Source organism: Leifsonia sp. ZF2019, assembly GCF_019924635.1.
In the GTDB taxonomy this organism is placed as follows: domain Bacteria; phylum Actinomycetota; class Actinomycetes; order Actinomycetales; family Microbacteriaceae; genus Leifsonia.
Genome location: NZ_CP065037.1, coordinates 1,353,205 through 1,375,495, shown reverse-complemented (window position 1 = coordinate 1,375,495; position 22,291 = coordinate 1,353,205). Strand labels below are relative to the sequence as shown.

Here is a 22,291-nt window from a genome sequence, read left to right as displayed (position 1 = left end):
TCAGGCCACCTCCTCGTTCTCGACGGTCTCGACCACGCCGAGGACCTCTTTGCCGATCTCGGTGGCGAGCACCTCGGTGGAGTAGGCCATCAGCTGGCCGGCCTGCGCGTTGCGGAGGTGTCGCTGGATCGGCGACTGCTTCAAATATCCCGATGCCCCGCCCACGCGGACCCCGAGCTGGGCGACCTCGACCGCGACCTTGTTGGCGAGGTACTTGGCGCGCGACAGGTTGGAGAAGAACTCCGGCCGGCCGGCGTCCGCTTCGGCGAGCGTGCGCTGGAAGAAGGCGTGCACCGCCTCGAGTCTCGACTGCGCGTCGGCGACCTCGTGCTGGATCCACTGCTGATGGGACAGCGGCTTGCCCAGGATGGCGCGGTTGCGCGCGTGGTCGACGAGCGCCCCCAGGGCGGCGTCGGCGATGCCCAGCGAGATCGCCGGCAGGCCCGCCGGGACGGCCGCGAAGTCGCCGGGCTGCGGCGAGCGGCCGCGGAATTCCTCCCGCAGCAGCGTGTCGTCGAAGGACAGCAGCTGGCTGCGCGTCGCGCGCAGGCCGAGCGTGTCCCAGATCGGGATGATCGTCACGGTCTCGTCGGGAATGACGGCGAAGAAGGTGGGGACGCCGTCGACGAGCGCGTTGACGAGCAGGTAGTCGGCGATCTCGCTGCCCGAGACGAACCGCTTGGTCCCCGCGAGCAGCCAGCCGCCGTCGGCCGGGCGCGCCTCCTGTTGGGGGTTCAGGAATCGGTTGCCGCTGGTGGGCTCCGAGAGCGCGTTGGCGAAGCGCTTCCCGCCCAGCAGCTCGTCGGCGAAGAAGCTCCCCTGGCGCTCGCGGGTCAGCTCGGCGAGCCCGACCGCTGCGCCGGTGTGCATGGTCACGATGGTGGCAGTCGACGGATCGGCGGCGGCGAGCAGGCGGACCGCCTCGCCGAAGGCCTGGTAGCTGAGGCCCGTTCCTCCGAGGTGCTCCGGCAGCACGGCGGCGTCGAGCCCGGCGTGGTGCAGTGCGGTCAGGTTGGCGACCGCGATCTCGGCGCGGTCGTCGTACCCGGCCGCCTCCGCCTCGAAACCGGTGGCTAGCTCGGCGACCGCGTCGAGCAGCTCCCTCTCCCGGGGCGGAAGGTCGTGCAGGCTGGTGGGGGCGGTCATCGGACTCCTTCGGGTTCGGGTGCAGGGGAGGGCAGAGGGGACGCGACGGAGCGCGATGCGCGCGACCGCCGCCAGATTCGGCGGGAGACCACGCAGAGCACGAAGAGCGTCGCGAGGTACGGCAGGGCCTGGAAGAGTTCGACGGGCAGACCGAGGCTCTGGGTCTGCGCCAGCAGCGCCAGGCTGTTGAAGAACGAGAAGAGCAGCGCGCCCACGATCAGGCCGGCCGGCGTCCGCCGGCCGATGATGACCACGGCGAGGGCGATGAAGCCCGTGCCTCCGGTCATGCCCGGCGAGAAGGTGCCGATCTCGGCGAGGGGAACGGTCGCTCCCGCAAGCCCGGCGAATCCTCCGGCGATGATCGCGGCGACCACGCGGAAGCGGACGGGGGCGATGCCGCGGGTTCGCGCGACGGCCTCGTCGTCGCCGACCGCGCGGAGGCGCAGGCCGAAGCGGGTGTGGTCGAGGACCAGCCAGGACAGCACCACGAGCACGAGCGACAAGTAGAAGAAGACGCCCGCTCCGGCCAGGCCCGGACCGATCACGGGGATGGACTCGATGAGCGGCAGGTGCAACGGCGGCTGCGTCTGCACCGTCTGGTTGGTGTGACCGGCCGGGTTGAGCGCCTGGTAGAGAAAGACGCTGAGTCCGGTGCCGAGCAGACCGATCGCGATACCGACGATGATGATGTCCGCCTTGGCCAGCGCGGAGGCGACTCCCATGAGCAGCCCGAGGACGAGACCGGCCAGGATGCCCGCGAGCACCCCCGTCCACACGCCTCCCAGGTGGGAGCCGAGGACGCCGAAGACGGCGCCGAGCAGCATCATCCCCTCGATTCCGACATTGAAACCGCCGGTGCGTTCGAGGAAGATCTCGCCGAGTCCTGCGATGACGATCGGCGCGCACAGTGCGAGGGCGCCCGAAAGGACGACGGTCCAGAAGTCGACCGGGCTCATGCGGCGACCTCCGCCTTGGCGGCGACGGAGTCGGCGCGCTCCCGCCCGGTGATCGTGACGGCAGCGAGGGCCAGCGCCGCGGTGAGCAGCAGGATGCCCTGGGTCACGGTGCCGATGGCGGTGGGGACGGTGCCGGTGACGATCTGCACGCCGGCCGCCCCCGTCCCGAGCGAGGCGTAGACCACGGCCGCCAGCGCGATGCCGATCGGATTGCCCCGGCCGAGGACGGCCACCGCCAGGCCGGCGAACCCGATGCCGCTGGAGACGTCGGGCTCGAGACGCTGGGTCACTCCCGCCACCTGCATCCAGCCGGCCAGGCCCGCCGTGGCGCCGGAGACGATCATGGCGGTGAACACGGCTCGTCGGGGCGTGAGCCCGAGACGGGCGGCCAGGAGCGGTCGGGAGCCGTAGACGTCGAGAACGAAGGCCTGGCGTGTCCGCGACCACCACCACAGCGCGACCAGCAGCACCGCGACGAGCACGATGCCGACGTGGATGCGGCCGGCGACCGGCAGCATCGGCAACTGCGACGGGACGGGGAGGGGCGGGCTCTGCGGGCTGGCGTTGGTCGCCGGGTCGCGCAGGACCGTCCGCAACAGATACGTCAGGAGCGAGACGGCGAGGTAGTTGGCCAGCAGGGTGAACAGGATCTCGGTGACGCCCCAGCGCAGTTTCGCGACGGCGGCGGGGAGCGCCCACAGCACACCCCCGACCACGCCCGCGAGCGCGCCGAGCGGAAGCGCGACGACAGGACTGGCCGACGGTCCGAGCAGGAGGGCCAGCGCGGTCGAGAAGACGGCGCCGACGATCGCCTGACCCTCGGCGCCGATCGTGATCACGTCGGCACGAAGGGCGACCGAGACTCCGATCGCGACGAGGGCGAGCGGGGTCGCGTCGGCGAGGGTCTGGGTGAGGTTGTAACCGTCGCCGAACGCACCCGTGAACCAGCCGTTCAAGGCCACGCCCAGATCCCCGCCGGTGGACGCGACCAGGGCGAGCACGACCGCGAACCCCGCGACCACGTACAGGAGCGCGATCAGGTAGCCGCGACGACGGCGCGCGAACGCCAGCATGTCACTCATCGTGCACTCCGTCCGCGGCAGGGCCGGTGAGTCCGGCCATCGCACGGCCGACGCGGGTGCTGTCGAACTCGGCGGCCTCGAACCGGTCCACGATGCGTCCCTTCGAGAGGATCAGGATGGTGTCGGCCAGCTCGCGGATCTCGTCCGTGTCCGCGCTGACCAGCAGGACGGCGGCGCCCGCCACGGCCGCCGAGCGGATCTCGCCGCGGATGACCGCGCCCGCGTGCAGGTCGAGCCCTTGGGTCGGGCCGTGCAGCACGGCTACGGCCGGGCCGCCGTCGAGTTCGCGACCGACCAGGAGCTTCTGCTGGTTGCCGCCCGACAGCGCGCGGGCGGGCAGTTCCGGATCGGCGGGCCGCACATCGTGGCGCTCGAGCAGCGCCGAGGTGAACGACCGCGCCGCCTTCCAGTCGATCAACCCGCGGCGGAGGAACCGGCGGCCGTTGCCCAGGGTGCGCAGGACGGCCGACCGGGTGAGCGGCGCATCCGGCAGCACGGCCTGCTCGCGTGCCTCCGGGACATAGGCCAGCCCGGCCTCCGCGGCCTTCTCCGGACGGCCGCCGACCGACGCGCCATCGACGACGACCGTGCCGGAGGCCAGGGCCAGGACGCCGGCAGCCGCTTCCGCGAGGGCGGTCTGGCCGTTGCCGGCGACACCCAGCACGCCCACGATCTCACCACCGCGGACATCCAGGTCGATGCCGTCGATCCGGGCGCCCGCGCCCTGGGCCGAGACTCCCTCCAGCCGCAGCCGGGTCTCCCCTCCCAGCTCGTGGACGCGCCGCGGGACGGCGGGGACCGACCCGACCATCGCCCGCACCAGTTCGTCGTCGGTGACCTCGGTGACACGCGCTGCGAGGGTCACCCGGCCGTGCGAGAGGACCGTCACGTCGTCGGCGACCTGCCGGACCTCGTCCAGCCGGTGCGTGATGAGCAGGACGGAGTGCCCGCTCGCGGCCAGCGCGCGCACCCGACCGAACAGGGCGGCGGTCTCGAACGGCCCGAGAGCGGAGGTCGGCTCGTCGAGCAGCAGGATGCGCGCCCCCTGTGCCAGCGCGATGGCCAGCTCACCGAGCTGACGCTGCGCAAGGCCGAGCACGCGTACGCGCACGTCGGGGCGGACGGCCAGGCCAGCCTGTTCCGCCGCCTCCCGCAGCAGCCGGGCCGCGCGACCGCGGCGGGCGATGCGTTCCGGCTGGCCAAGAATGAGGTTCTCGGCCAGGGTCAGCTCCGGGATGAGGCTGAGCTGCTGCGCGACCAGGCCGATGCCGCGGTCGATCGCGTCCTGGCGGACGGTGAAGGCTACCGGCTGTCCGCCGACGGCGACCGTGCCTGCCGTCGGCCGTTCGAGGCCGGCCAGGATCTTCAGGGCGGTCGACTTGCCCGCACCGTTCTCCCCCACCAGCGCGTGGACGCTGCCCGCCTCGAGGCGCAGCTCGACATCGTGCAGCACCTGGGCGCCTCCGAACGATTTGGAGGCGCCCAGGAGCGCGAGTGCGGACGACATCGGGATCCGGTCCGGTCCGATCAGCCGACCGACGGGATGGTCAGTTCGCCGCTGGCGAGCTTCTTGGCGAGCTCGTCGACCTGCGCTGCGATGTCCTTCGGCAGCTGGGGCGCGGCATCCACCTGGTTGATGTCGGCGAGGATCAGGCCCTTGTTGGCGATCGTCGACGTGTAGGAGTGCTTGCCGAAGTCACCCTTGTCGAGGTGACCGACGATCTCCTCGAGGGTGGGCGTGAAGTCCAGCTTCACCAGGCCGATGTTGACCTGCTTCGCGTCCGAGGACGAGGTGCTCGAGGCGCCGAGGGTGGCGATCCCTGCCGCCTTGGCCGCGGAGAGCACGCCGGGGGTGTACCCCTCGGCGCCGGTGACGATCAGCTTCGCGCCGGCCGCGATCTGCGCCTTCGCCGCCTGGTTCGCGAGCGCCGGGTCCTCCCAGCTGCCGGTGAAGATCGGCTTGAGCTCGGTCGCCGACGGGTTGGCGGCCTTGAGACCGACGGTCAGCGCCTTGTACGTGGTCTCGTTGAACGGCGCCAGCTGGCCGTCGACGACGCCGATCGGCGAAAGACCGGACTTGCCCGCCACCCAGCCGGTCAGGTAGCCCTGCTGGTCGCTCGCGTAGGTCCAGGTCTCGACGTTCGCGGTGGCCTTCTTCAGGATGTCGACGGAGCCGGTGGCGACGAAGTGGGCCTTCGGCTGCTCCTTCGCGACGGTGAACACCGAGTTGGCGAAGTCGAGGCCCCAGCCGATGATGAGGTCGTAGCCCTGAGAGGCGTACTGGCGGAACGCGGCCTCCGCATCGGAGGAGCTGGTCACGGACTCGCGGATCTGGGCCTTGATCTCGCCCTTCTTCTCGAGGGCGTGTGCGGCGTCGGCCGCGTACTGGTTGAATCCGCCGTCGTTGGCCAGGCCACCGAGCACGACGGCGACCTTCAGCTCGTGGGCGGAGGTCGCTTCCCCGCCGGCCGTGGCCCCGGAGGAGCAGGCGGCCAGCACGGCGACGATGGGAACGGCGAGCAGCGGGGTGAGGAGGGAGCGCAGCTTCATGGCGGGCGCCTTTCGTCGGGTGTGAGGGGGCAGTCGCGGAATGTGGGTGCACAACTTGTCGATAAGTTTGCCCAGCCCACGCGTTCGGCGCGATGCGAGCCGAAACAAAACGCCACACTCCGCCGCGAGCGGCGGATCAGATGCTCAGAGGCCGTCCCACGGCGGGCGAACCGTGCGGGCGAACGAATAGCGGACGACCTCCGGCAGATGGTGCTCGAACGCGTAGAACAGCCGGCGTCCGCTCACGGAAACACCGATGAGCTCGAACGTCATCACCGGCGTGCCCGCCGGCCTCTCCAGCAGCGCGGCCTGCTCGGCGTCGAGAGCCGCCGCACCCGGCGTCGCCACCTCCCAGACCAGGGACTCGTTCCACACCTGCGTGACGGCGGTGAACACGGAGTCGTCGAGCTCCCGCGGGGCGGCGTCGGGCAGCAGCAGGTAGCCGGACGCGAGCATCGCGGGGCGGCCGTCGGCACGCCAGCGCTTGACGCTGCGGAGGGCCGGGCTGCCGGGCTCCGCGTCGAGCAGCGCGGCGATCGACGCGGGGAGCGGCTCCACCTCCGATCGCAGGATCTCGACCTCGGCCTCGTAGCCCATGCGCGAGAGCAGCACCGTGTGCTCGAACTGGTCCTCCAGCCGCACGCTCATGCGCAGACCGACCTGGTCGACGGTGGTCGGCGCGCCCTGCCTCCGTCGGAGGATCCCCTGCCGTTCCAGCTCCGCCAGGGCGTTGCGCAACTGCTGGCGCGTGCAGCCGAGCCGTGCGGTCAGCTCGAGCTCGCCGGGGAGGGGTGCGTTGGCCGCCGCCGCCTCCCTGACCTCGCGCAGGAGCTGGTTGTGGAGGCTGCGGTCGGTCACAGTCTTCGAATCTAGCGGCTGAGCGCCGACGGACGAAGGCCCGCCTCGAGCCGAGCCTTCGTGGCATCGTCGGCGAAGCTCGCCGCGATGGAGGCCCGGGCGAAGCCGACGAGGTCGTCCTGGCCGAGTCCGAAGGTCTCCGCGCACACTGCCCAGTCGGCCTCGAGCGTGGTGCCGAGCGGGGCCGGGTCGTCGGTGTTGATGGTCACGTTGACGCCGGCGTCGCGCAGTACGACGAGCGGGTGGTCCCGCCAGTCGTCGTAGATCCCCAGCACGACGTTCGACCGGGGACACACCCCCAGCGGGATCTGCGTGTCGGCGAGGAAGCGCAGCAGCTCCGGGTCCTCCACGGCCCGCACCCCGTGGTCGATGCGCTCAGCGTGGAGCAGCTGGATGGCGTCCCACACGCCCTCGGGTCCGCTCGACTCCCCGGCGTGCACCGTCCGCCGGAATCCGGCCTCCTGCGCCAGGGTGAACGCCTCGGCGAACCGGCCACTGACACGTCCCGCCGACCGCTCGTCCCCATCGATCGACAGGGCGACCACGCGGCGGGGACGTGCGTCGCGTAGCCACTCGACGACCTCGCGGGCTTCGGACGCCGACTGCTGACGCAGCAGCGAGTAGCAGAGCTGCACCTCGGCCAGGCCGTCCTGCTCCGCCTCCTCGAGTCCGGCCGCCAGGGCGTCGAAGAGTTCGGGGATGCGTCCTGCCCAGGCTCCCCAGTGCGTCGGGTTGATGATGGCGTCCGTGTAGCCGATGCCGGAGGCGGTCTGGCGGGCGGCGAACGTGTAGGCGTGCCGTGCGGCCTGGTCGGCAGTGCGGACGAGCCCGCACTCCCAGTCCAGAAAACGAAGGAAGTCGGCGAGGTCGCCGGAGCCGTCGCTCGCATCGTGCGTCGACACATCGAAAAGGGTGGCCGCGGGGCCGGGCAGCGGTTCGCCTGCGGCCTTGGCGAGGTCCAGCAGATCCACCAGTTCGAAGTTGCCCTCGAGGTGCACGTGCGTCTCCGTCTTCGGGAGGGCACGGATCCAGGTCTCGTCGATCCGTCGGGCCGGCTCGACGGCGGGGGGTGTTGCGGGCAGGGTGGAAGCGACGGCGTCGGCGGGCATGGGCGAGGGCGGTCCTTTCGGCGGGTGGCCCGCCGACTCTATTCGTCGCCGCGGCTTGTTGACAAGTTGGGGCCGGCCCGTGTCAGACGGGAACCCGGGACGCCTCGCCGAGGCTGTGCCACGTGCGGTTGTGGTAGACCAGCGGCGCCGCCACCTCCTCGCGCACGTGCGACTGCAGCGCGTGCACCGCCACGATGGTGGACTTGCCCGCGCTCATCGTGTCGACCACGCGGCCGCGGATCCACGCATGCGCTGCCGGGAAGTAGGGCTCGCCCGTGACCAGACGCGTCCAGATGCTCGTGTCGGCGAACCGGTCGACCCCGCTCGTGGCGCACAGCTGCGCCAGGTCGAGCTGGTCCTCCGCCAGCAGGTGGACCACCACGTTCTCCGCCCGGAGCACGGTCGGAGCGGACGAGGAGTGCGCCGAGATCGAGAACACCAGCAGCGGCGGCTCCGCGCTCACCGAGAAGACACTCGTAGCCGTGAGGCCGACCGGCCCCTCGCCCGCGTCGGCCGTGATGACGGCGACGCCCGCGGCATGATTGCGGAACGCCAGCTTGAACTCGTCGGCGGTGAGGCCGAGCGGGAAGCGGCCGGCCTGCTGCTCGTCGGCAACGGCGGATTCGGCGGCTCGCAGATCGGTCATGGACACTCCTCCGACAGGTGCTCTGGGAACGCGACAGGTGGCGCCCATCCTGCGCCCCCTCGCGCCCGGAGCGCACGTCCGCGTTACGCCGCTTTACGCCGGTTCATCTTTCGCAACGTTCCCTGGTCCTCGCGATCGGCTCCTCCTAACGTGGTCGCATCGCGGCGATCCGGGCGGTCCCGGGCCTCGGCAGCAGACCAGGGGCGTTGCGGGTTCGACTCCCGCCGTCGCGTCGGAGGTGACGACATGCTCGCGAGCGACGACCTGGCCGAGGTGAAGGCGGAGACGACCGTGACGGCCGCGCCCGCGATGGTGTTCGACGCACTGACGAAGCCCTCCCTCCTCGCCCGCTGGTTCGCCGACCGCGCCGAGGTCTCCCTCCGGCCCGGCGGATCGCTGCAGATCGTGCGCGACGGGAGGAGCGGCGCCGGGCACATCCTCGACGTCGTCATCCCGAGGCGGCTGCTCATCGCCTGGGACGCCGTGCAGGAGAGCCAGATCGTCTTCCCCGGGTCGGAGCTCGAGTTCTTCGTCTCCCCCACCGACGGCGGCTCGCGCGTGCAGAGCGTGCTCTGGAAGGTGCCCGCCGGCCAGGCGGACGCCTACGCCGCCGAGCTCACCGGGCAACTGGGACGGCTCGCCGCGCTGCGGCTCCCGGGTGCGACCCGCCTGGACGACGCGACCCCGTGACGCGGCCGCCACGTCGCCCGTCCGCTCACGGGCGGAGCACGACCTTGCCGCCTCGATTCCGCCCGCTCTCGTAGTGGCGGTGCGCTTCAACCGCCTCAGCGAGCGGGAACTCGCGATCGATGCGAGGGAGGAGCGCCTGCTTCTCGACCCCGGCCACGAAGAACGCGGCCATACGATCGACCGCCTCCTTGTCGGCCAGCGTCTCGAAGCCCCGATACCCGACCAGCGTCACATCGTCGCGTCGGGACGGCGGCGTCGGCCGTGGATCCAGGAAACCGGCCGCGACGACGACCCCGCCCCGGCGGGTGGCTTCGATCAGGTCGGCCTGCCCCGGCCCGCGGACCAGGTCGAGCACGATGTCGGCGCCCTCACCGTCCGTCGCCGCCCGGATCGCATCGGCGGGATTCCCCGCATCCGTCACAACCACCGCTGCGGCGCCGGCCGTTTCCAGGGGTGCTACGCCGTTCCGCCTGCGTGTGAGCGCGATCGGGACCGCGCCGACGAGTCGGGCGACCTGGATCGCCGCCCGGCCGACGGCACCGGAGGCGCCGGAGACGACCACACGGTCTCCGGGCCGCGTCCCGGCCGCACCGACCAGGGCGCCGTACGCCGTCGAGAACGCCACCCAACTCGCGGCGGCCTGCGGAACGGTCAGCTGCGGAGGGCGGAGGATCAGGACACTCGAGGGCACCGTGAGGCGGTCGGCGTAGCTGCCACGGGCGACGAAGTCCGGGATGGCGGTCACGATCACCGGATCCCCGACATGGAATCCCGACGTCTCGGGGCCGACAGCCTCCACCACCCCTGTGGCTTCGACGCCGAGGCGGGCGTGCGGCAGGGCGACATGCGCGGGCGAAGTGCCGGAGCGACTCAGGATGTCGATGGGGTTGACGGCTGCCGCCTCGATCTGGATCCGGACCTCGCCGGATCTCGGGGCGGCAGGCTCCTCATCGACGACCCGAAGGACCTCTGGACCGCCGAAGCGATCGAAGACGACGACGCGTGACATGGTTTCTCCCGTGAGTGGTTCGATAACGCCGAGCAGTGCGACGACGACTCGATCTCCACGGTAGGAAACGATGCGTTACCCCGAGGTACCTTTGGACGGTGCTCGATCGACCAGGGAACGTCTTCCTCGCGGACTGCCCCGCCCGCCTCACGCTCGAACTCCTCTCCGACAAGTGGTCCGTCCTCGTCATCCAGGGTTTGATCCCGAGGCCTCTTCGACACGCGGAGCTGGTAACCCTCATCGGCGGCGTCTCGCGGAAGGTGCTGACTCAGACGCTGCGGCACCTGCAGCAGAACGGGCTGGTCGAGCGCCACGCTGCCAGCGCGCGCACGGTGACGTACCAGCTGACCGAGCTCGGCCGCAGTCTGCAGTCACCGATCGAGGCGCTCAACGCTTGGGCTGCGGAGCACGGTTCCGAGGTCACCGAGTTCCGGGAGCCGGCGGAGGCGGACGATATCGGCCGCTCGCCGTCGGCCGGCTGACGGCGGTGCGTTCATGATCACGCTCATCGTTGCGGCGTTCAACATGCGCAAGATCAGCTCGTTCATCGCCAACGCTACTCGAAGCGAACCGAAGGACCCCAAGGTACGACGATGCGACCGCGAGCACTACAACCCAGATACGGGCCGCCAGAAAGAGAATCGCCCCGGAGATTTCTCCGGGGCGATTCTCTTTCGGGCGGTTTCGTAAATAGTTACGCAAACGGCCCTGACGTCGGGCTGCACCCCACCGCTCCCCCAAACGCCGCCCGCACGCTTCGCGTTTGACGGCGCCCGGGGCCCCGCGCGGCGGGGACCCGGGAAGTCCGCAGCGAGTCACGACAAGAAGAGAGGGCCGGAGGTTCGCATCGCGAACTCTCCGGCCCTCTCTTCTTGTCGTGACGTCGGGCTGACAGGATTTGAACCTGCGACCCCTTGACCCCCAGGCGTCCAGTCGGCATCAGTCAGGCCGGATTCCGCGTGATTCCGGGCCTCAGATCATGCAGAACACGTCACGTGATGCATGGTTTGCATGTTTCTGGTCCCCTTTTGGTCCCCCTCGCCAAGGAGGCAGAAGGACTCTCCTGAGGCACCCCACACGCCGGCTTCTCCTGACGAGCGCATCGCGCGACCAGCGGCTACTTGATCCGGTCAAGGAGGCAGCACTCTCCAGCGCTTCTCCGGGCCGCAGACGCCTGCGATGTCGGTCACCCTCGCTATCGTCGTTCTATGGGTCGAGCGCAACCCGCGCTCGATCGACCGGAGTAGGCCTTCGCGAGGGAAGCACCATGGGTTCGTCTGGCAGGGGTCGAAAGAGGCCACGTAGACGAGGCCCGACCACGCCACGAGATGCCAACGCTCCGACGCCGCCACACCCTGCGGACAGCGACGCCCGCGAAGAGCTATGGGGGAAGCTGAGACACGGCTCGCGCAACGTCGCAGGCGTCACTTGGCAACTTGCTGTCTCGGTGCACGTGCTTGTGATGTCTCGTGCAGGCGTCCTGCCGTTCACCACGCTAGTTCCCGAAGGCTTCGAGGACCTCGACTGTCGCACAGCTACAGGCGACGAGACTTTGGTGCAGGTGAAGGAGGTCAGCGCTGGAGCGGGACAGCTAGAGACTTCCAGAATCCGCGACGCGATCCTGCACGCTATGAATGCGACGACCGGCCCGATCGTTATCGTCACCGATGGCAGCCTCGGTTCAGGCCTGCAGTTCACCGGATGGGACGAACCACTTGCCGCACAGCCTGAGCGGTGCATCGCCCTAGGCCGTGTTGCTAAAGAGCGTCGTGCGATCGAGATGGCCGGTTGACTCGGCTCCAAGATGTGCGCATACTTATGCGCATGGCTACTCGGAACGTGTATGTGTCTGCTGACGATGCGGCGCTATTCGACCGGGCGGCGGAACTTGCCGGGGGGCTCTCTGCCGCAGTGGCTTCAGGCCTGCGGTTGTTCGTCGCAGCACGAGAGCAGGAGCGAGGAGCGGAGAAGATGGGCGAAGTCGAAGTCGACGTCAGCGATGGCCCGGTGATCACGGTGAAGCGTTTTACGGGGCGTCAGCTCTTGCGGTTCGAGAGTCAGGACGGTTCGCGCTCGATCACCTACCGCGTGTATGCGACCTCCGGAGGACAGATCGCGGTCTACCAGCGCGAGGGTCCGAACTGGCGACTCTTCATCTCACCACACGAGGACGCCCCCGTATGGAACAACCCAAGGACGTGGTCGGAAGACTGGTGGCGGTCAGGTCAACGATCTCTGTCGGTCTTCCCCGATACTGCGGCGATGGCGAACGAGTTACCGCCAGAGCTGGTCCAAGCCACGATGACAGCGCTCACGGTCCCCGACGTCGAGGACCTCGACATCTGAAGGTCCGACCTCGCGCTCGTCAGGTCGTGAGCGTCCCTACCCAGTGGAGGGTGGCGGCGAGGCAGAGCCCGGCATAGTAGTTGCGGGCGGTCTTGTCTGAGCGCATCGCGATCCCGCGCCATTGCTTGAGCTTGTTGAAGCACCGCTCGACGACGTTGCGGCCGCGATAGCGGGCCCGCTGCTGCTCACCGAAGTCGATCGGCCGCCCGCGCCGCTTGCGTCGGTGCGTGATCTGATCGTCGCGCTCGGGGATCGTCGCGGCGATCCCTCGTTCCCGCAACCAAGCCCGGTTCGCCTTCGAAGGGTAGCCCTTGTCCGCGAGCACTCGGTCCGGGAGTGAGCGTGGTCTGCCGCGGGCACCGGGGACGCGGATCTCGCTGAGCGTCGCGGTCAGCATGCTCGTATCCGCCGTCTGCCCTGACGTGAGAACGAACGCCAGCGCGCGGCCCTTCCCGTCGCAGACGAGGTGGCTCTTGGTCGTCAGACCGCCGCGGGAGCGACCGATCGCGTGATCGGGCGGCTCGTCACCAAACTTCTTGTAGTTCGATGTAGCCCCCCGTGGCGCGTGGCAGGGTCGCTCCGTGCTGGTGCACGCGCACGATCGTGGAATCGATCGACGCGACCCAGTCCAAATCTCCGGACCGCTGCGCGAGCGACTGCGTCTTCTCCAACACCCGCGCCCACACACCCTGCCCGGACCACCGGTTGAAGTTCTTGTAGATCGTGTTCCAGTTCCCGAACCGCTCCGGCACATCCCTCCACGGCGCCCCGGTCCGGAACCGCCACGCCGTCGCCTCGACCACCGTACGCCGATCCACCGGCGGCCGACCCGTCGACTTCACCGATGGGAACAACGGACCGATCACCGCCCACGCCTCATCCGAGATCACATCACGCGACACGGGTCCAAGACTCACCCCAACGCACCCAAATGCGTTTAGCAACACGCCCTAGTCGACGCTCTTGTCGCCCGGGGCCTGACCCGAACAGACGCAACCACTGCACTGGGACGTGTCCACCTCGTGTCGTTGCCGTGGAACCTACGCGAACAGACCGAAGCGCTCCTCAGCGATAGACAGGGTGTTCATCCATCCGTTGCGTCATTCACCGTTGGCGCGCTGTACGAAGCCTTCGGGATTGCGAGTGCAGACCAACGTCATCTAGGCCTCGATCAGGCTCGAACGCTAACGCTCGGCGACGTTGACACCGCGCTGCATGTGGTCCAGTCAGCAGTCGACGTGACCGGCTTGGACGCTGCGGTGTCCGCAGGCGTGTGCCGCCCCGCGGATTACTCGACCACAAGGGTGACATCCGCCAGCCGGTTCTATCTGGGCGTGGACGGGGCGCCTATCCACATCGCACAGGGCCTGGATGTGATCAGGGCCGACGAGATGGATCAGATCACACAGGCAGCTCAAGAAGGCGAGTACACCGTCATCGTCGGCCCGTCCGGTTCGGGCAAATCGGTGCTCCTCTGGCGCGCAAGCCGCGACGTGATCCTGGGCGCTCGCGTCGTTCGTGTCGCCCGCGTGGCTACGGACGAGGACGCCCGGCTGCTGGTCCGACACGTCGAGTTGCTTCGTGCTACTGCGACCTCTCCGGTCGTCGTCGCAGCGGACAACCTCGGCCGCCCTTCCACGAGCGCGTGGCCGGATGCTGTTGCCGCCCTGCGCGAGGTTCCCCATATCTTCGTCATCGGTGCGGCACGCGAAGAGGACTTCAGCCCCCGTCTATTGAACGGCAGCACCCGTGTCATCAGGCCATTGCTCGACCGCCCCACCGCTGAGCTGATTGCCGAGCGTGTCGAGCGCGCGGAGCTTAGGACGAAGATGGCCACCACAGAAGCTCTCGCGCGCAGTGACGGTCTGCTCATGGAGTTCCTCTCCTTGCTGCGCGAAGGCAAGCACCTGGAACAGGTCCTTGCCTCACAAGCCGCCGAGCTGGCGACTCCTGGACGAGAGATTCAGCGAGAGGCCGCTCGCCTCGTTCTCGCAGCTCACGCAGTTGGATTGTCGTTGACCGCCCGAATGCTCGGAGAGGCGCTTGCCGCCGTCGCTGGAAGCAACAGCGCGGTAGGCGACGCCCTGGCGACGCTGAAAAACGAACATGTCGTTCTCGACCACGGTGACATCTGGACAGGACTCCACGAACTTCGTTCGCAGACCCTGACCGCTCTGCTTCACGACGCCCCACCCCCTGCGCTCGGCGACACCCTAAGCGTTATAGCTCGGCTGCTCCCCGCCGACGAAGCGGGCTGGTTGCTGCGTCGCTCCGCCGAACGCTTCCCGGAGACCGTCGTCGCTGTTGCCGGCGCCGTTGCAGGTCATCTCCACGCGCCGGGTACCGCCTCCTCGGGGGTGGCCGAACTCCTCGAAGGAGCCGAGCGGGCGGACAACGTCGCGTACGCCACCACCTGTCTTCCGATCATTCGACGCCTCGCCCCTCCTGGGGTCTCGCCGACGCTGATAGCTCCATTCGTCTATGGAATTCGCAACCAGGACACGGCCCTCGACCCGATCGGCTCACCAACGTTCGATCGAGCAGCTACGCAGATGATCCGGATCGCGCGAGCGCTGCCGCCGCGTAGTTCGCCAGTGTTGGAAGCCATTACCACGCAGCTCGATTCTGCCCTCGTCGTGCGCTTGCTCATTACAGGGACTCTCGTCGAGGCCGTCCGTCTCTTGGAGGCCCTGGCCGGAACCGTGCCGCTCAGCGCATCGGAGGCTGGCGCGGTATTCCAGGAGTTTGACGAGCCGACCAACGCCACGCAAGCCGACGCTTGGGCGCGTCTGATCGATGCGCTGAGCCCATTCGTCTCCGCCGAGAACCGAGACGCTACCTTCGGAACGGTGGAGAGCCGTGCCCTGGCGATCGCGCGAGCCGAGCCTTCGGCCGTCGCGTTAACCATGCAGATGGAGGTTAATCCGTCCGTGACGGTCATGCATGGTCTTGATGTTCAGGAGCAGTCGCCCGGCATGACCTGGGACGCCCCATCCTCAAGCAGCAGCGATGCCCTCAACGACTTCGTCGTCACGTTGGCGCGGCAGTTGGCGTTCGCGTGCCCAGAAGCAAGTCACGTCGAGGTCATCACAATCACACCGTCAGGACGGCGTTACAGGGCCGGAGGGTTTGAGCCCGGCTTCAAACACATGGCACGTGAGGTCTTCAAAGAGCGTGCTGGAGTCCGACGTAATGTCGGCTTCCAGGGAGCCGTCCGGATGCTGTCGGCGGCACCCACATGGACAGCCCTGCTCCTCGAACAGTCGCAGATTGCCCAGGCACTCGTCGATCTTGCAAGCGAGGGCGCCTTCCGGCTACGGGCCAACGACCCGTCTCACCAGGCACAAGCTTGGGCCGAGCGTGTGCAAGCTGCAAGCGAGCGAGCCGGCGAACTAGCCTCCAAACCGAAGGACGGATCGAAGGAAAGAGCCACCTCCCACGCCAGCGAGGACGATGCTCAACGACAGAACGACCCGGTGTCGCAAGCGCACGGGGCCGCCGCGCAGGCGCTGAGCAATCTCAGGACGAACGATAATCGCGTCGCGGTGGCGATGTCGCTTCGAGATGCGGCCGCCAAGGTCGAACATGCGCGATCGCTGACACCGACATACTTCGGCCTCGATCAACCGGTCCCCGATGCACTCGGCAGTGAACTCGAACGGCTGGCGCGGGCCGCGATCAGCGCCGCAAACGACCCCGACGCCTGGCGCTCAGTCCGATTCGGCGACCACACCACAGTCGATGCGATCACGGCATCCTCGGCAATCGCAGCCCAGCAGCAACAACGCGCGGTGTTGTCCGTGATCGAAGCCGCCGTTCCCGAAGCCGTTCTTCGCACGGTGTCGGATCCCACACCCTTCCCCAGCAGCATCGATCAGACCGGATGGTTGGTGACAGCGGGGCTACAGGACTGGGATGAAACAGTTGATGCCTTGGCCAACATCGACGCTGAGGCGCGTCACGCTCTCGACTGCAACGTATGGGCGCTCGCGGTCGACGGCGTTCGCCCACTTCCGCTAGCGGTAATCATGGCGCATCACGGTGAGCACCCCGTTCTTCCACTAGCGGGTGAATCTCTCGAACAGCACCTCACGGCTGCCGGACTCAGACTGGCGCAGGCGGCAGACACCGCCACCGAGAAGGTCCGTGAGCTAACCGCGTCGGTAGCCCGCGCGTCATGGTCGTTGGCCCTGCATCGACGACGGCCAGCCGAATGGCCGGCCACGGTACCAGCGCCAACTGCCGACGAGCTCGCCCAAGTGGCAATCGCGACCCAGACCGCGGTCGCACAACTGCCAGATTCCGTGGGGCCGGTCCTCGGGGCCGCCCTGAGCACGTTGGTCGCGCAAGTCGAATCGGAACTGCAAGAGCCCACGGCTCTGACACTCGCTGGGGAACTGCTCGACGTAGTCGATCAAGGACCCACCGCAGCAGCCATCGAGGCGGGTCTTTGGCAAGCCCTGACTGACCTTTCTCTAGCTCCTGCTGTTCATCTTGGCTCTGCCAACGCCGGAACCCTCGATCAGTCCATATAGTTTGCGTTATCCCAGTCGAGGTCCGGCGCGAACTCAAGGTATACAAGGGTGGCGGTGAGTACGAGAAAGCTCAGCGCTTCAAGCCCAAGCTGGTGCCACATTCTGCTCCAACCGTTCGCCATCGACCCACGAGCCGTGCTGCGCCATAGTCCGCCCGTGCCGCTGAGGTCACGGCCACGGCCACGGAAAAACAGCACAACGGATTCCTCGTTTGTAGCAGCCGCGTCGATAAGTTCGGACACGGCCGCTACTTCCTCGGCGGAGAAGGTGGTCCGGTCTCTGGCTCCGTCGAGAATGACGCGCACATCGCCGAAGACTTGTTCGGGTGCAGGCTCGTCACGCACCTCCCCCAGATACCGATAGCCATACTCCGCAAAGGCAGGCGACTGCCATAGCAGCGTTTGCGCGATAACGCCGTGAAGGACCGTCAGCTCACCGACCTGGTGCCGTGACGCCTCGCGGAAATCGTGGACTTGCAGGAGACGGGTCACCATCTCTATCCAACGCTCCTCCGAGGGGTACGCGAGGACCGATCTGAGCGGGTCCATGCGGTGTCCAAGCGGGCGCCCACGGAATGCCGGCCCGTCGATACGCATGCTGCGATGGTTCACCAGCGATGCGATGCGCTCGGAGTTCATGACCGATGCAGTTGGTACATGGGCGGTGACCTCGCCGCTGCGATCGCGCATGGAAGCGTAGAACGTTGGGCCCCACTCTCGCTCAACTAGCTCACGGACATCGACGCCAACGAATGCATCGACCGACTCCACGTACACGATCAAGTAGACCGGTTCCGGTGCGGCGAACCAGAATCTGAGATGCTTGACCCCCACCTTCACCGTGACGCGCTCGGCTGCATGGAACTCATCTGCGGACATCGTCGCTGCGTGGACGCCCTTGAGCTGAAACCACACCCGGCCGGCGAGCGCACGCCAGTACGGCCGTTCTCCACCCTGCCTCGTGGGCTTCTCTTCACGCGCGAACAGATGCAGCCCTGTATCGATACCGGCGCGGTCCCGCCGGTACTCGACCACGACTCCGCTCTCGCTGAGCAACGTCTCGAACCTTGGCATGTATCGGTTCTCGAGTTCGTCGTGCTCTCCCATCCCCACCATGCTCATGCACCTGCCAACGATGTCCACTGCCTAACGACGTCACCACAAGCCACCGGGCACAGCAGTGTACGGCTGCTCGCTAGAGGCATGGGTGGTCGAGAACTGGCGGATTCTGCTGATCTGCGTGGCTCACGACGGAAGCGCGTTTCCCAATGACTCAATCATCTGCCGAGCCAGATCAGCAGACTCCTGAGTGACCGCCTTGCTGACGCCTGACGAGACGGGCGCCAACAGCCCCTTGAGCATAGTGACGCCTCGCTTCACAATGCCTCTGTCAGGTTCCGTCTTCACCACCTCACGCAAGATCGTCTCGCTGGTGGCCAACGCTTCCGTGTCGTCGTCGAGGTCGAGGGTGAGTGAGGGGAGGCTCGCCAAGAGCCGAGTCACAATGTCGGCCAGTTCCTCATACCCTGGGGCGACTTGCTCGCTTGTCTCCCGCGACTGAGTGACATCATGATTGTTCCATGCGACCTGCGCATGGTCTCCGGTAATCGTAACTACCGGGCCGTTGTAGTTGTTGACCGTCGTCGCAGGCGGCAGATGAACTCCAGTGGAGTCGGCCTGAAGTGGAACGCGAACGGGGTTCTTGGCGAATTCACGTTCGATCTCCCGGGTCATCTGCCGGATGCCCTGTTTGTTGATTTTAAAGCCACTGGCCATTGGTGCTCCCTACTCCGCTGTATCGGGCTGCTCGTCGCAGTCGGTGGTAGCTTCACCTAGCGTTCTTGCGATGATCGGAAGGTAGCGGCGAACCTGTTCGCGATCGCTCTCGCGTTCGTCGTCGAATAGTTGGTTGTACGGCGTGTTCATCTGCGTCGACCATCGCCGCGCTTGGTTCGCCGGAATGATCAGAGAGCCATCCGGTCCAGGTGTGCACTGATCATGGAGGTAGCGCTGCCAGTGAGACCACCGTTCGTGCTCGATGGCCGCCAACTCCTCCAAGAGCTCATCGCTCTCTAGCGCGGCCCTTAGCCCTTTGGTCTGGTCCTCCATCTCAGATCAACCCCTGCTTGACGAGCTTCCAGTAGTGCTGTCCGAGGACGGTCAGTTCGCAAGCCTTGCTCTGCATGGCTGCGTGCCACATATGTGGTGCGCCTACGGGGCGAACGAGATTGACCTTGACGTAATTCTGCAAAATCTTGAAAGTCGCCGTATTCACCGGGTCCGGCCCCGGCACGCTCGTGTCCTCAGCCCCGCTCCGCTCTGGTTCGTAACTGGGATCTAGAAGAAGTTGATGATCCGCTGTCGGGAAGCAGGTTGTGATGGCCTGCAGATCGGCAGGCTGACAGGATTTGAACCTGCGACCCCTTGACCCCCAGGCGTCCAGATGGCTCCCGCGAGACCGATTTCCGCGTAACTCCGGGCACAAGATCATGCAAAGCGCGTCACGAGATGCATAGTTTCCATGAATCTGATCCCCTCCTGGTCGCGCTCGCGGAGGGCTCCGGGGATCTCTTGAGGTGCCTCCTACGCCGATTTCTCCATGAGGCTGCGCCGCTCGATCAGTGCCGGCGTCATGCAAGCCCGCTGCGTCACGCTCGGTGCGCTCATTCTCGGGCACTGGGCGTTCGATGTGATCGGCCTCGGCCTCCCGGCGCTCTCGAGTGCGCTCTCGTGAGCGCGGCGGGCTGGGACGTTCACCCCCGTCGAGGCGGAGTGACCTCGACGGGCCCATCGAGCTGGGCGATTCGTCGCGCGAGGGCGCTCCGACGGCGGGGCGAGCGCAGAAGTACGCCGATCACGGCGTTGCGAATCGATCGAAGGATCGGGCTGCGGAGAGTTGCGAGCCTTGTCATTCGGTCGGTCAGTGCGATCACGCGCCGCGCCGCGGCTCGTCGCGTGCGCTCGTAGTCGGCGAGGTCTTCGTCGGAGCGGCTGCCTACAAGGACATCGGCGAGCAGCGCGGCAAGAGCCACGGCGTCCTGAATTCCGAGATTCATCCCCTGGCCGCCCGCGGGGCTGTGCACATGGGCGGCATCACCGGCGAGGAAGACGTTCCCGTCCCGAAACCTCGCCGCGAGCCGGTGCGCCACACGGAAACGTGAGCTCCAGGCGACGGAGTGGACGACGGCTTCACCCGGTCCGCGGTCGTCGAGGATGCGCTGTACGTCGGCAACCGTCGGCTGCGCCGGGGCGTCGTCCATCGTGGCGACGATGCGGTGCCGCCCACCCGGGAGGGGTGCGATGACGACGAGGCCGCGCTCCCCGAAGAACAGTTGAACCTCCGCAGCCGGGAGCGGCCAGCTCAGCGAGACATCCGCCAAGACGAAGGATGCCTCATACTCGTCCCCGTCGAAGGCGATGGCCCGCTCTTGGCGGACGCGGCTTCTCAGCCCGTCAGCGCCGATCACGAATCGAGCGGCGACCGTCTCGAGGGCTCCGTCGCGATGACGGAGCAGCGCGCGCTCCCCCGGCCCCGGGGCGGCGAACGAGACGAACTCGACATCTCTCTCCACTCGGCAGCCGAGGTCGATGAGCGCGGCATCGAGGATCTCCTCGGTGCGTGCCTGGGACAGCATCAGAGTGAACGGGTACGGCGTGCGGAGGCCGCGGAAATCGATGTGCGCCAGCGTCCTCGCACGCTCGCGGACAGTGAAGTCCGGCACGACCACGCCCTCGTCGCGGATCCGCGCGGCGACCCCGATCTCGTCGAGGACCTCCAGGGTCCGGGCATGGATCACCGCAGCCCGCGACGTCGTGGCCCCCGCGGGTGCGGCGTCGACGATTCGGACGCGGACACCGCGTCGACGGAGAGCGACTGCCGCGGTCAGACCGACGGCACCTGCGCCGACGATCAGAACGTCGACCTGGGGAGGAGTAGAAGTCACCATGCGTTGACAATTTCAGACACCCACACAAAAGTCAACGCTTGTTGCTAATTTGGGATCGTGCCCACTGACGACAGACCCGCGCTCACTGCCAAAGGCAGACGCTCACGCGACGCGATCCTCCACGCAGCCACCGGCCGCTTCGAAGCCGATGGCTTCGAACGAACCACCATCCGCGCGATCGCCACCGACGCCGGGATCGATCCCGCGATGGTGGTGCGCTACTTCGCCAGTAAGGAACGCCTGTTCGTCGAAGCGACCACGCCGACGATCGACATCCCCCACGCCGAAGCCGTCGATGCGCGCGATCTCGGGGCAGCCCTCGCGCGTCACGCCATCGAGCTGTGGGGCAGCGAGAACCCGGGCCGGGCACTGCGCATTCTGCTGCGCGCGTCCGCACACGATCCTCAGGCCGCGGCCCGCGTGCGCTCGATCTTCGAGAGCCAGGTGCGTCCCTTCCTTCCCCCCGGCGGACAGGATGCCGCGCTGCGGGCGGGCATGGTCAGCTCGCTGATCATGGGCTTCGCGTTCAGCCGATACGTCGTTCAGTTGCCGCCTCTCGTCGATGCCGACGACGACGCGTTGGCGAATGGACTCGCCCTCGCTCTGCAGGCCGTGCTGGACGCACCGTGACCGCCGATCGACCGCGTCACGGATCACGCCACGAATTGACCCTCGAATCGTCTGGCGGCGTCGAGGTCGGCCGTACTGACGGGGTCGACCGGGTCGGCCACTGTCAGGTTGAGGGTGATGCCCAGCCGCAGGGTGTCGTCCCGGTCTCGAGCGCTCGGACGGTGCGCCCGTGGGCGAGGAGAAGGTGTTGAGCGGCGAGGAGACCCTCGCCGACGGAGGTATGGCCCGGGGCATGCTGGCCGGCGATATGGCCGACGAAGGCGGAGCACTGGGGTTGGTTCGGTGTGGTCCAGTGCGCTACCCGGTCGCCGAGTGCGTCGTGCAGCGTCAAGGCATAGGCGGTGAAGGCGTCGACGGCATCGCGGCTGGTCCACCCGCCCCGGTCTTGGAGTGCCTGCGGGAGGTCCCAATGGTAGAGGGTGCCCCACGGCGTGATGCCTCGATGTAAGAGTTCGTCGACCAGGCGTTTGTAGAAGTCGATCCCTCGCGGGTTGGGGGTGGTGCCGTCGGGGCACCCGGGGCCCACGAGGTGGAGAACCGGTACGCGTTCACTCCGAGGTCGCCCATGAGCGCGACATCCTCCCGGTAGCGGTGATAGTGGTCGCAGGCGACGTCTCCGGTGGCTCCGTCGAGAATAGCTGCGAGGAGTCGTGCGAAGGTGTACCCAATGGAGTCCCTTCTGCCGTCCTCGTGGGCGGCACCTTCGATCTGGTAGGCGGCGGTGGCCACACCGAAGAGAAAGTCGTTGGGGAATCGACCGGTCGCAGGAATGGTCATGGTGTTTTTCC

22 protein-coding genes and 2 pseudogenes are annotated in these 22,291 nt (G+C 67.7%); 8 read left to right on the top strand and 16 right to left on the bottom strand.

Annotation, left to right across the window (positions count from 1 at the left end; translation table 11 throughout):
• From IT072_RS06720 to IT072_RS06685, 8 genes are all read right to left on the bottom strand, one after another.
• A complete protein-coding gene (locus IT072_RS06720; RefSeq protein WP_223360181.1) occupies positions 1-1,146 on the bottom strand; it encodes an acyl-CoA dehydrogenase family protein in 1,146 nt (381 codons plus the stop codon).
• Positions 1,143-2,102, bottom strand: a complete 960-nt coding sequence (locus IT072_RS06715; protein ID WP_223360180.1) for an ABC transporter permease — start codon at positions 2,100-2,102, stop codon at positions 1,143-1,145. The genes IT072_RS06720 and IT072_RS06715 overlap by 4 nt, the downstream gene beginning before the upstream one ends.
• Positions 2,099-3,184 (bottom strand): ABC transporter permease, encoded by a 1,086-nt coding sequence (locus IT072_RS06710; protein ID WP_223360179.1) that lies wholly within the window; start codon positions 3,182-3,184, stop codon positions 2,099-2,101. Before IT072_RS06710 ends, IT072_RS06715 begins: the two co-directional genes overlap by 4 nt.
• A complete protein-coding gene (locus IT072_RS06705) occupies positions 3,177-4,691 on the bottom strand; it encodes an ABC transporter ATP-binding protein (RefSeq protein WP_223360178.1) in 1,515 nt (504 codons plus the stop codon). Before IT072_RS06705 ends, IT072_RS06710 begins: the two co-directional genes overlap by 8 nt.
• Positions 4,692-4,711: 20 nt before the next feature.
• On the bottom strand, positions 4,712-5,734 hold the full coding sequence (locus IT072_RS06700; RefSeq protein ID WP_223360177.1) for a BMP family ABC transporter substrate-binding protein: 1,023 nt from the start codon (positions 5,732-5,734) through the stop codon (positions 4,712-4,714).
• A 144-nt stretch (positions 5,735-5,878) separates the two neighbouring features.
• The gene (locus IT072_RS06695; protein ID WP_223360176.1) at positions 5,879-6,592 is read right to left on the bottom strand and encodes a GntR family transcriptional regulator; all 714 of its coding nucleotides are present in this window, start codon (positions 6,590-6,592) and stop codon (positions 5,879-5,881) included.
• A gap of 11 nt (positions 6,593-6,603) precedes the next feature.
• On the bottom strand, positions 6,604-7,701 hold the full coding sequence (gene add / locus IT072_RS06690) for an adenosine deaminase (RefSeq protein WP_223360175.1): 1,098 nt from the start codon (positions 7,699-7,701) through the stop codon (positions 6,604-6,606).
• Positions 7,702-7,783: 82 nt separating this feature from the next.
• Complete coding sequence (locus tag IT072_RS06685; protein ID WP_223360174.1) at positions 7,784-8,347, bottom strand: flavin reductase family protein; 564 nt, start codon at positions 8,345-8,347, stop codon at positions 7,784-7,786.
• Positions 8,348-8,593: 246 nt separating this feature from the next.
• Between IT072_RS06685 and IT072_RS06680 the strand changes: the two genes are divergently transcribed.
• Positions 8,594-9,037 (top strand): SRPBCC family protein, encoded by a 444-nt coding sequence (locus IT072_RS06680; protein ID WP_223360173.1) that lies wholly within the window; start codon positions 8,594-8,596, stop codon positions 9,035-9,037.
• A 25-nt stretch (positions 9,038-9,062) separates the two neighbouring features.
• Here IT072_RS06680 and IT072_RS06675 read toward each other — a convergent pair whose 3' ends face one another.
• A complete protein-coding gene (locus tag IT072_RS06675; RefSeq protein WP_223360172.1) occupies positions 9,063-10,046 on the bottom strand; it encodes a zinc-dependent alcohol dehydrogenase family protein in 984 nt (327 codons plus the stop codon).
• Between the two features lie 98 nt (positions 10,047-10,144).
• Here IT072_RS06675 and IT072_RS06670 point away from each other — a divergent pair, with 98 nt between their 5' ends.
• The 4 genes from IT072_RS06670 to IT072_RS06655 all read left to right on the top strand — a co-directional run bounded on the left by IT072_RS06670 (position 10,145) and on the right by IT072_RS06655 (position 12,392).
• Positions 10,145-10,528 (top strand): winged helix-turn-helix transcriptional regulator, encoded by a 384-nt coding sequence (locus tag IT072_RS06670; RefSeq protein ID WP_223360171.1) that lies wholly within the window; start codon positions 10,145-10,147, stop codon positions 10,526-10,528.
• A 13-nt stretch (positions 10,529-10,541) separates the two neighbouring features.
• Entirely contained in the window at positions 10,542-10,736 is a 195-nt protein-coding gene (locus IT072_RS06665) for a hypothetical protein (protein WP_223360170.1), read from the top strand.
• 757 nt (positions 10,737-11,493) lie between these two features.
• Positions 11,494-11,838, top strand: coding sequence for a hypothetical protein (locus IT072_RS06660; RefSeq protein ID WP_223360169.1), 345 nt, complete (start codon positions 11,494-11,496; stop codon positions 11,836-11,838).
• A gap of 179 nt (positions 11,839-12,017) precedes the next feature.
• Positions 12,018-12,392 carry an EXLDI protein gene (locus IT072_RS06655; RefSeq protein WP_223358599.1) on the top strand — a complete coding sequence of 125 codons (375 nt, stop codon included), beginning with the start codon at positions 12,018-12,020 and terminating at the stop codon, positions 12,390-12,392.
• A 19-nt stretch (positions 12,393-12,411) separates the two neighbouring features.
• Here the strand turns inward: IT072_RS06655 and IT072_RS06650 are convergent.
• A pseudogene (locus IT072_RS06650) lies at positions 12,412-13,336 on the bottom strand (IS5 family transposase).
• A gap of 78 nt (positions 13,337-13,414) precedes the next feature.
• On the opposite strand from IT072_RS06650, the gene IT072_RS06645 reads away from it, so the two are divergent.
• Entirely contained in the window at positions 13,415-16,927 is a 3,513-nt protein-coding gene (locus tag IT072_RS06645) for a hypothetical protein (protein ID WP_223360168.1), read from the top strand.
• On the opposite strand, the gene IT072_RS06640 is transcribed toward IT072_RS06645, so the two are convergent.
• The 4 genes from IT072_RS06640 to IT072_RS06625 all read right to left on the bottom strand — a co-directional run bounded on the left by IT072_RS06640 (position 16,915) and on the right by IT072_RS06625 (position 19,219).
• Positions 16,915-18,033: a DUF4365 domain-containing protein gene (locus IT072_RS06640; protein WP_223360167.1), complete on the bottom strand. Its 1,119-nt coding sequence runs from the start codon at positions 18,031-18,033 to the stop codon at positions 16,915-16,917. The two genes, IT072_RS06645 and IT072_RS06640, sit on opposite strands and share 13 nt — an antisense overlap.
• 138 nt (positions 18,034-18,171) lie before the next feature.
• The gene (locus IT072_RS06635; RefSeq protein ID WP_223360166.1) at positions 18,172-18,702 is read right to left on the bottom strand and encodes a hypothetical protein; all 531 of its coding nucleotides are present in this window, start codon (positions 18,700-18,702) and stop codon (positions 18,172-18,174) included.
• A gap of 9 nt (positions 18,703-18,711) precedes the next feature.
• A complete protein-coding gene (locus tag IT072_RS06630) occupies positions 18,712-19,035 on the bottom strand; it encodes a hypothetical protein (RefSeq protein WP_223360165.1) in 324 nt (107 codons plus the stop codon).
• A gap of 1 nt (position 19,036) precedes the next feature.
• Positions 19,037-19,219 carry a hypothetical protein gene (locus IT072_RS06625; protein WP_223360164.1) on the bottom strand — a complete coding sequence of 61 codons (183 nt, stop codon included), beginning with the start codon at positions 19,217-19,219 and terminating at the stop codon, positions 19,037-19,039.
• A 306-nt stretch (positions 19,220-19,525) separates the two neighbouring features.
• Here IT072_RS06625 and IT072_RS21260 point away from each other — a divergent pair, with 306 nt between their 5' ends.
• Positions 19,526-19,660 carry a hypothetical protein gene (locus tag IT072_RS21260; RefSeq protein ID WP_263282066.1) on the top strand — a complete coding sequence of 45 codons (135 nt, stop codon included), beginning with the start codon at positions 19,526-19,528 and terminating at the stop codon, positions 19,658-19,660.
• A gap of 19 nt (positions 19,661-19,679) precedes the next feature.
• Here IT072_RS21260 and IT072_RS06620 read toward each other — a convergent pair whose 3' ends face one another.
• Entirely contained in the window at positions 19,680-20,873 is a 1,194-nt protein-coding gene (locus IT072_RS06620; RefSeq protein WP_223360163.1) for an FAD-dependent oxidoreductase, read from the bottom strand.
• A 57-nt stretch (positions 20,874-20,930) separates the two neighbouring features.
• Here IT072_RS06620 and IT072_RS06615 point away from each other — a divergent pair, with 57 nt between their 5' ends.
• Positions 20,931-21,503 (top strand): TetR/AcrR family transcriptional regulator, encoded by a 573-nt coding sequence (locus IT072_RS06615; protein ID WP_223360162.1) that lies wholly within the window; start codon positions 20,931-20,933, stop codon positions 21,501-21,503.
• A 32-nt stretch (positions 21,504-21,535) separates the two neighbouring features.
• On the opposite strand, the pseudogene IT072_RS06610 reads toward IT072_RS06615, so the two are convergent.
• Positions 21,536-22,280, bottom strand: a pseudogene (locus IT072_RS06610) (glycoside hydrolase family 1 protein); the annotation flags it as partial.
• Between the last annotated feature and the right edge of the window lie 11 nt (positions 22,281-22,291).

Bases quoted from the DNA above. Each gene is read 5' to 3' on its own strand.
- IT072_RS21260 (WP_263282066.1), top strand. From the start codon at position 19,526: ATGAGGCTGCGCCGCTCGATCAGTGCCGGCGTCATGCAAGCCCGCTGC.
- IT072_RS06635 (WP_223360166.1), bottom strand. From the start codon at position 18,702: ATGGCCAGTGGCTTTAAAATCAACAAACAGGGCATCCGGCAGATGACC.
- IT072_RS06715 (WP_223360180.1), bottom strand. From the start codon at position 2,102: ATGAGCCCGGTCGACTTCTGGACCGTCGTCCTTTCGGGCGCCCTCGCA.
- IT072_RS06720 (WP_223360181.1), bottom strand. From the start codon at position 1,146: ATGACCGCCCCCACCAGCCTGCACGACCTTCCGCCCCGGGAGAGGGAG.
- IT072_RS06675 (WP_223360172.1), bottom strand. From the start codon at position 10,046: ATGTCACGCGTCGTCGTCTTCGATCGCTTCGGCGGTCCAGAGGTCCTT.
- IT072_RS06640 (WP_223360167.1), bottom strand. From the start codon at position 18,033: ATGGGAGAGCACGACGAACTCGAGAACCGATACATGCCAAGGTTCGAG.
- IT072_RS06665 (WP_223360170.1), top strand. From the start codon at position 10,542: ATGATCACGCTCATCGTTGCGGCGTTCAACATGCGCAAGATCAGCTCG.
- IT072_RS06700 (WP_223360177.1), bottom strand. From the start codon at position 5,734: ATGAAGCTGCGCTCCCTCCTCACCCCGCTGCTCGCCGTTCCCATCGTC.
- IT072_RS06680 (WP_223360173.1), top strand. From the start codon at position 8,594: ATGCTCGCGAGCGACGACCTGGCCGAGGTGAAGGCGGAGACGACCGTG.
- IT072_RS06620 (WP_223360163.1), bottom strand. From the start codon at position 20,873: ATGGTGACTTCTACTCCTCCCCAGGTCGACGTTCTGATCGTCGGCGCA.
- IT072_RS06630 (WP_223360165.1), bottom strand. From the start codon at position 19,035: ATGGAGGACCAGACCAAAGGGCTAAGGGCCGCGCTAGAGAGCGATGAG.
- IT072_RS06705 (WP_223360178.1), bottom strand. From the start codon at position 4,691: ATGTCGTCCGCACTCGCGCTCCTGGGCGCCTCCAAATCGTTCGGAGGC.
- IT072_RS06655 (WP_223358599.1), top strand. From the start codon at position 12,018: ATGGGCGAAGTCGAAGTCGACGTCAGCGATGGCCCGGTGATCACGGTG.
- add (WP_223360175.1), bottom strand. From the start codon at position 7,701: ATGCCCGCCGACGCCGTCGCTTCCACCCTGCCCGCAACACCCCCCGCC.
- IT072_RS06685 (WP_223360174.1), bottom strand. From the start codon at position 8,347: ATGACCGATCTGCGAGCCGCCGAATCCGCCGTTGCCGACGAGCAGCAG.
- IT072_RS06710 (WP_223360179.1), bottom strand. From the start codon at position 3,184: ATGAGTGACATGCTGGCGTTCGCGCGCCGTCGTCGCGGCTACCTGATC.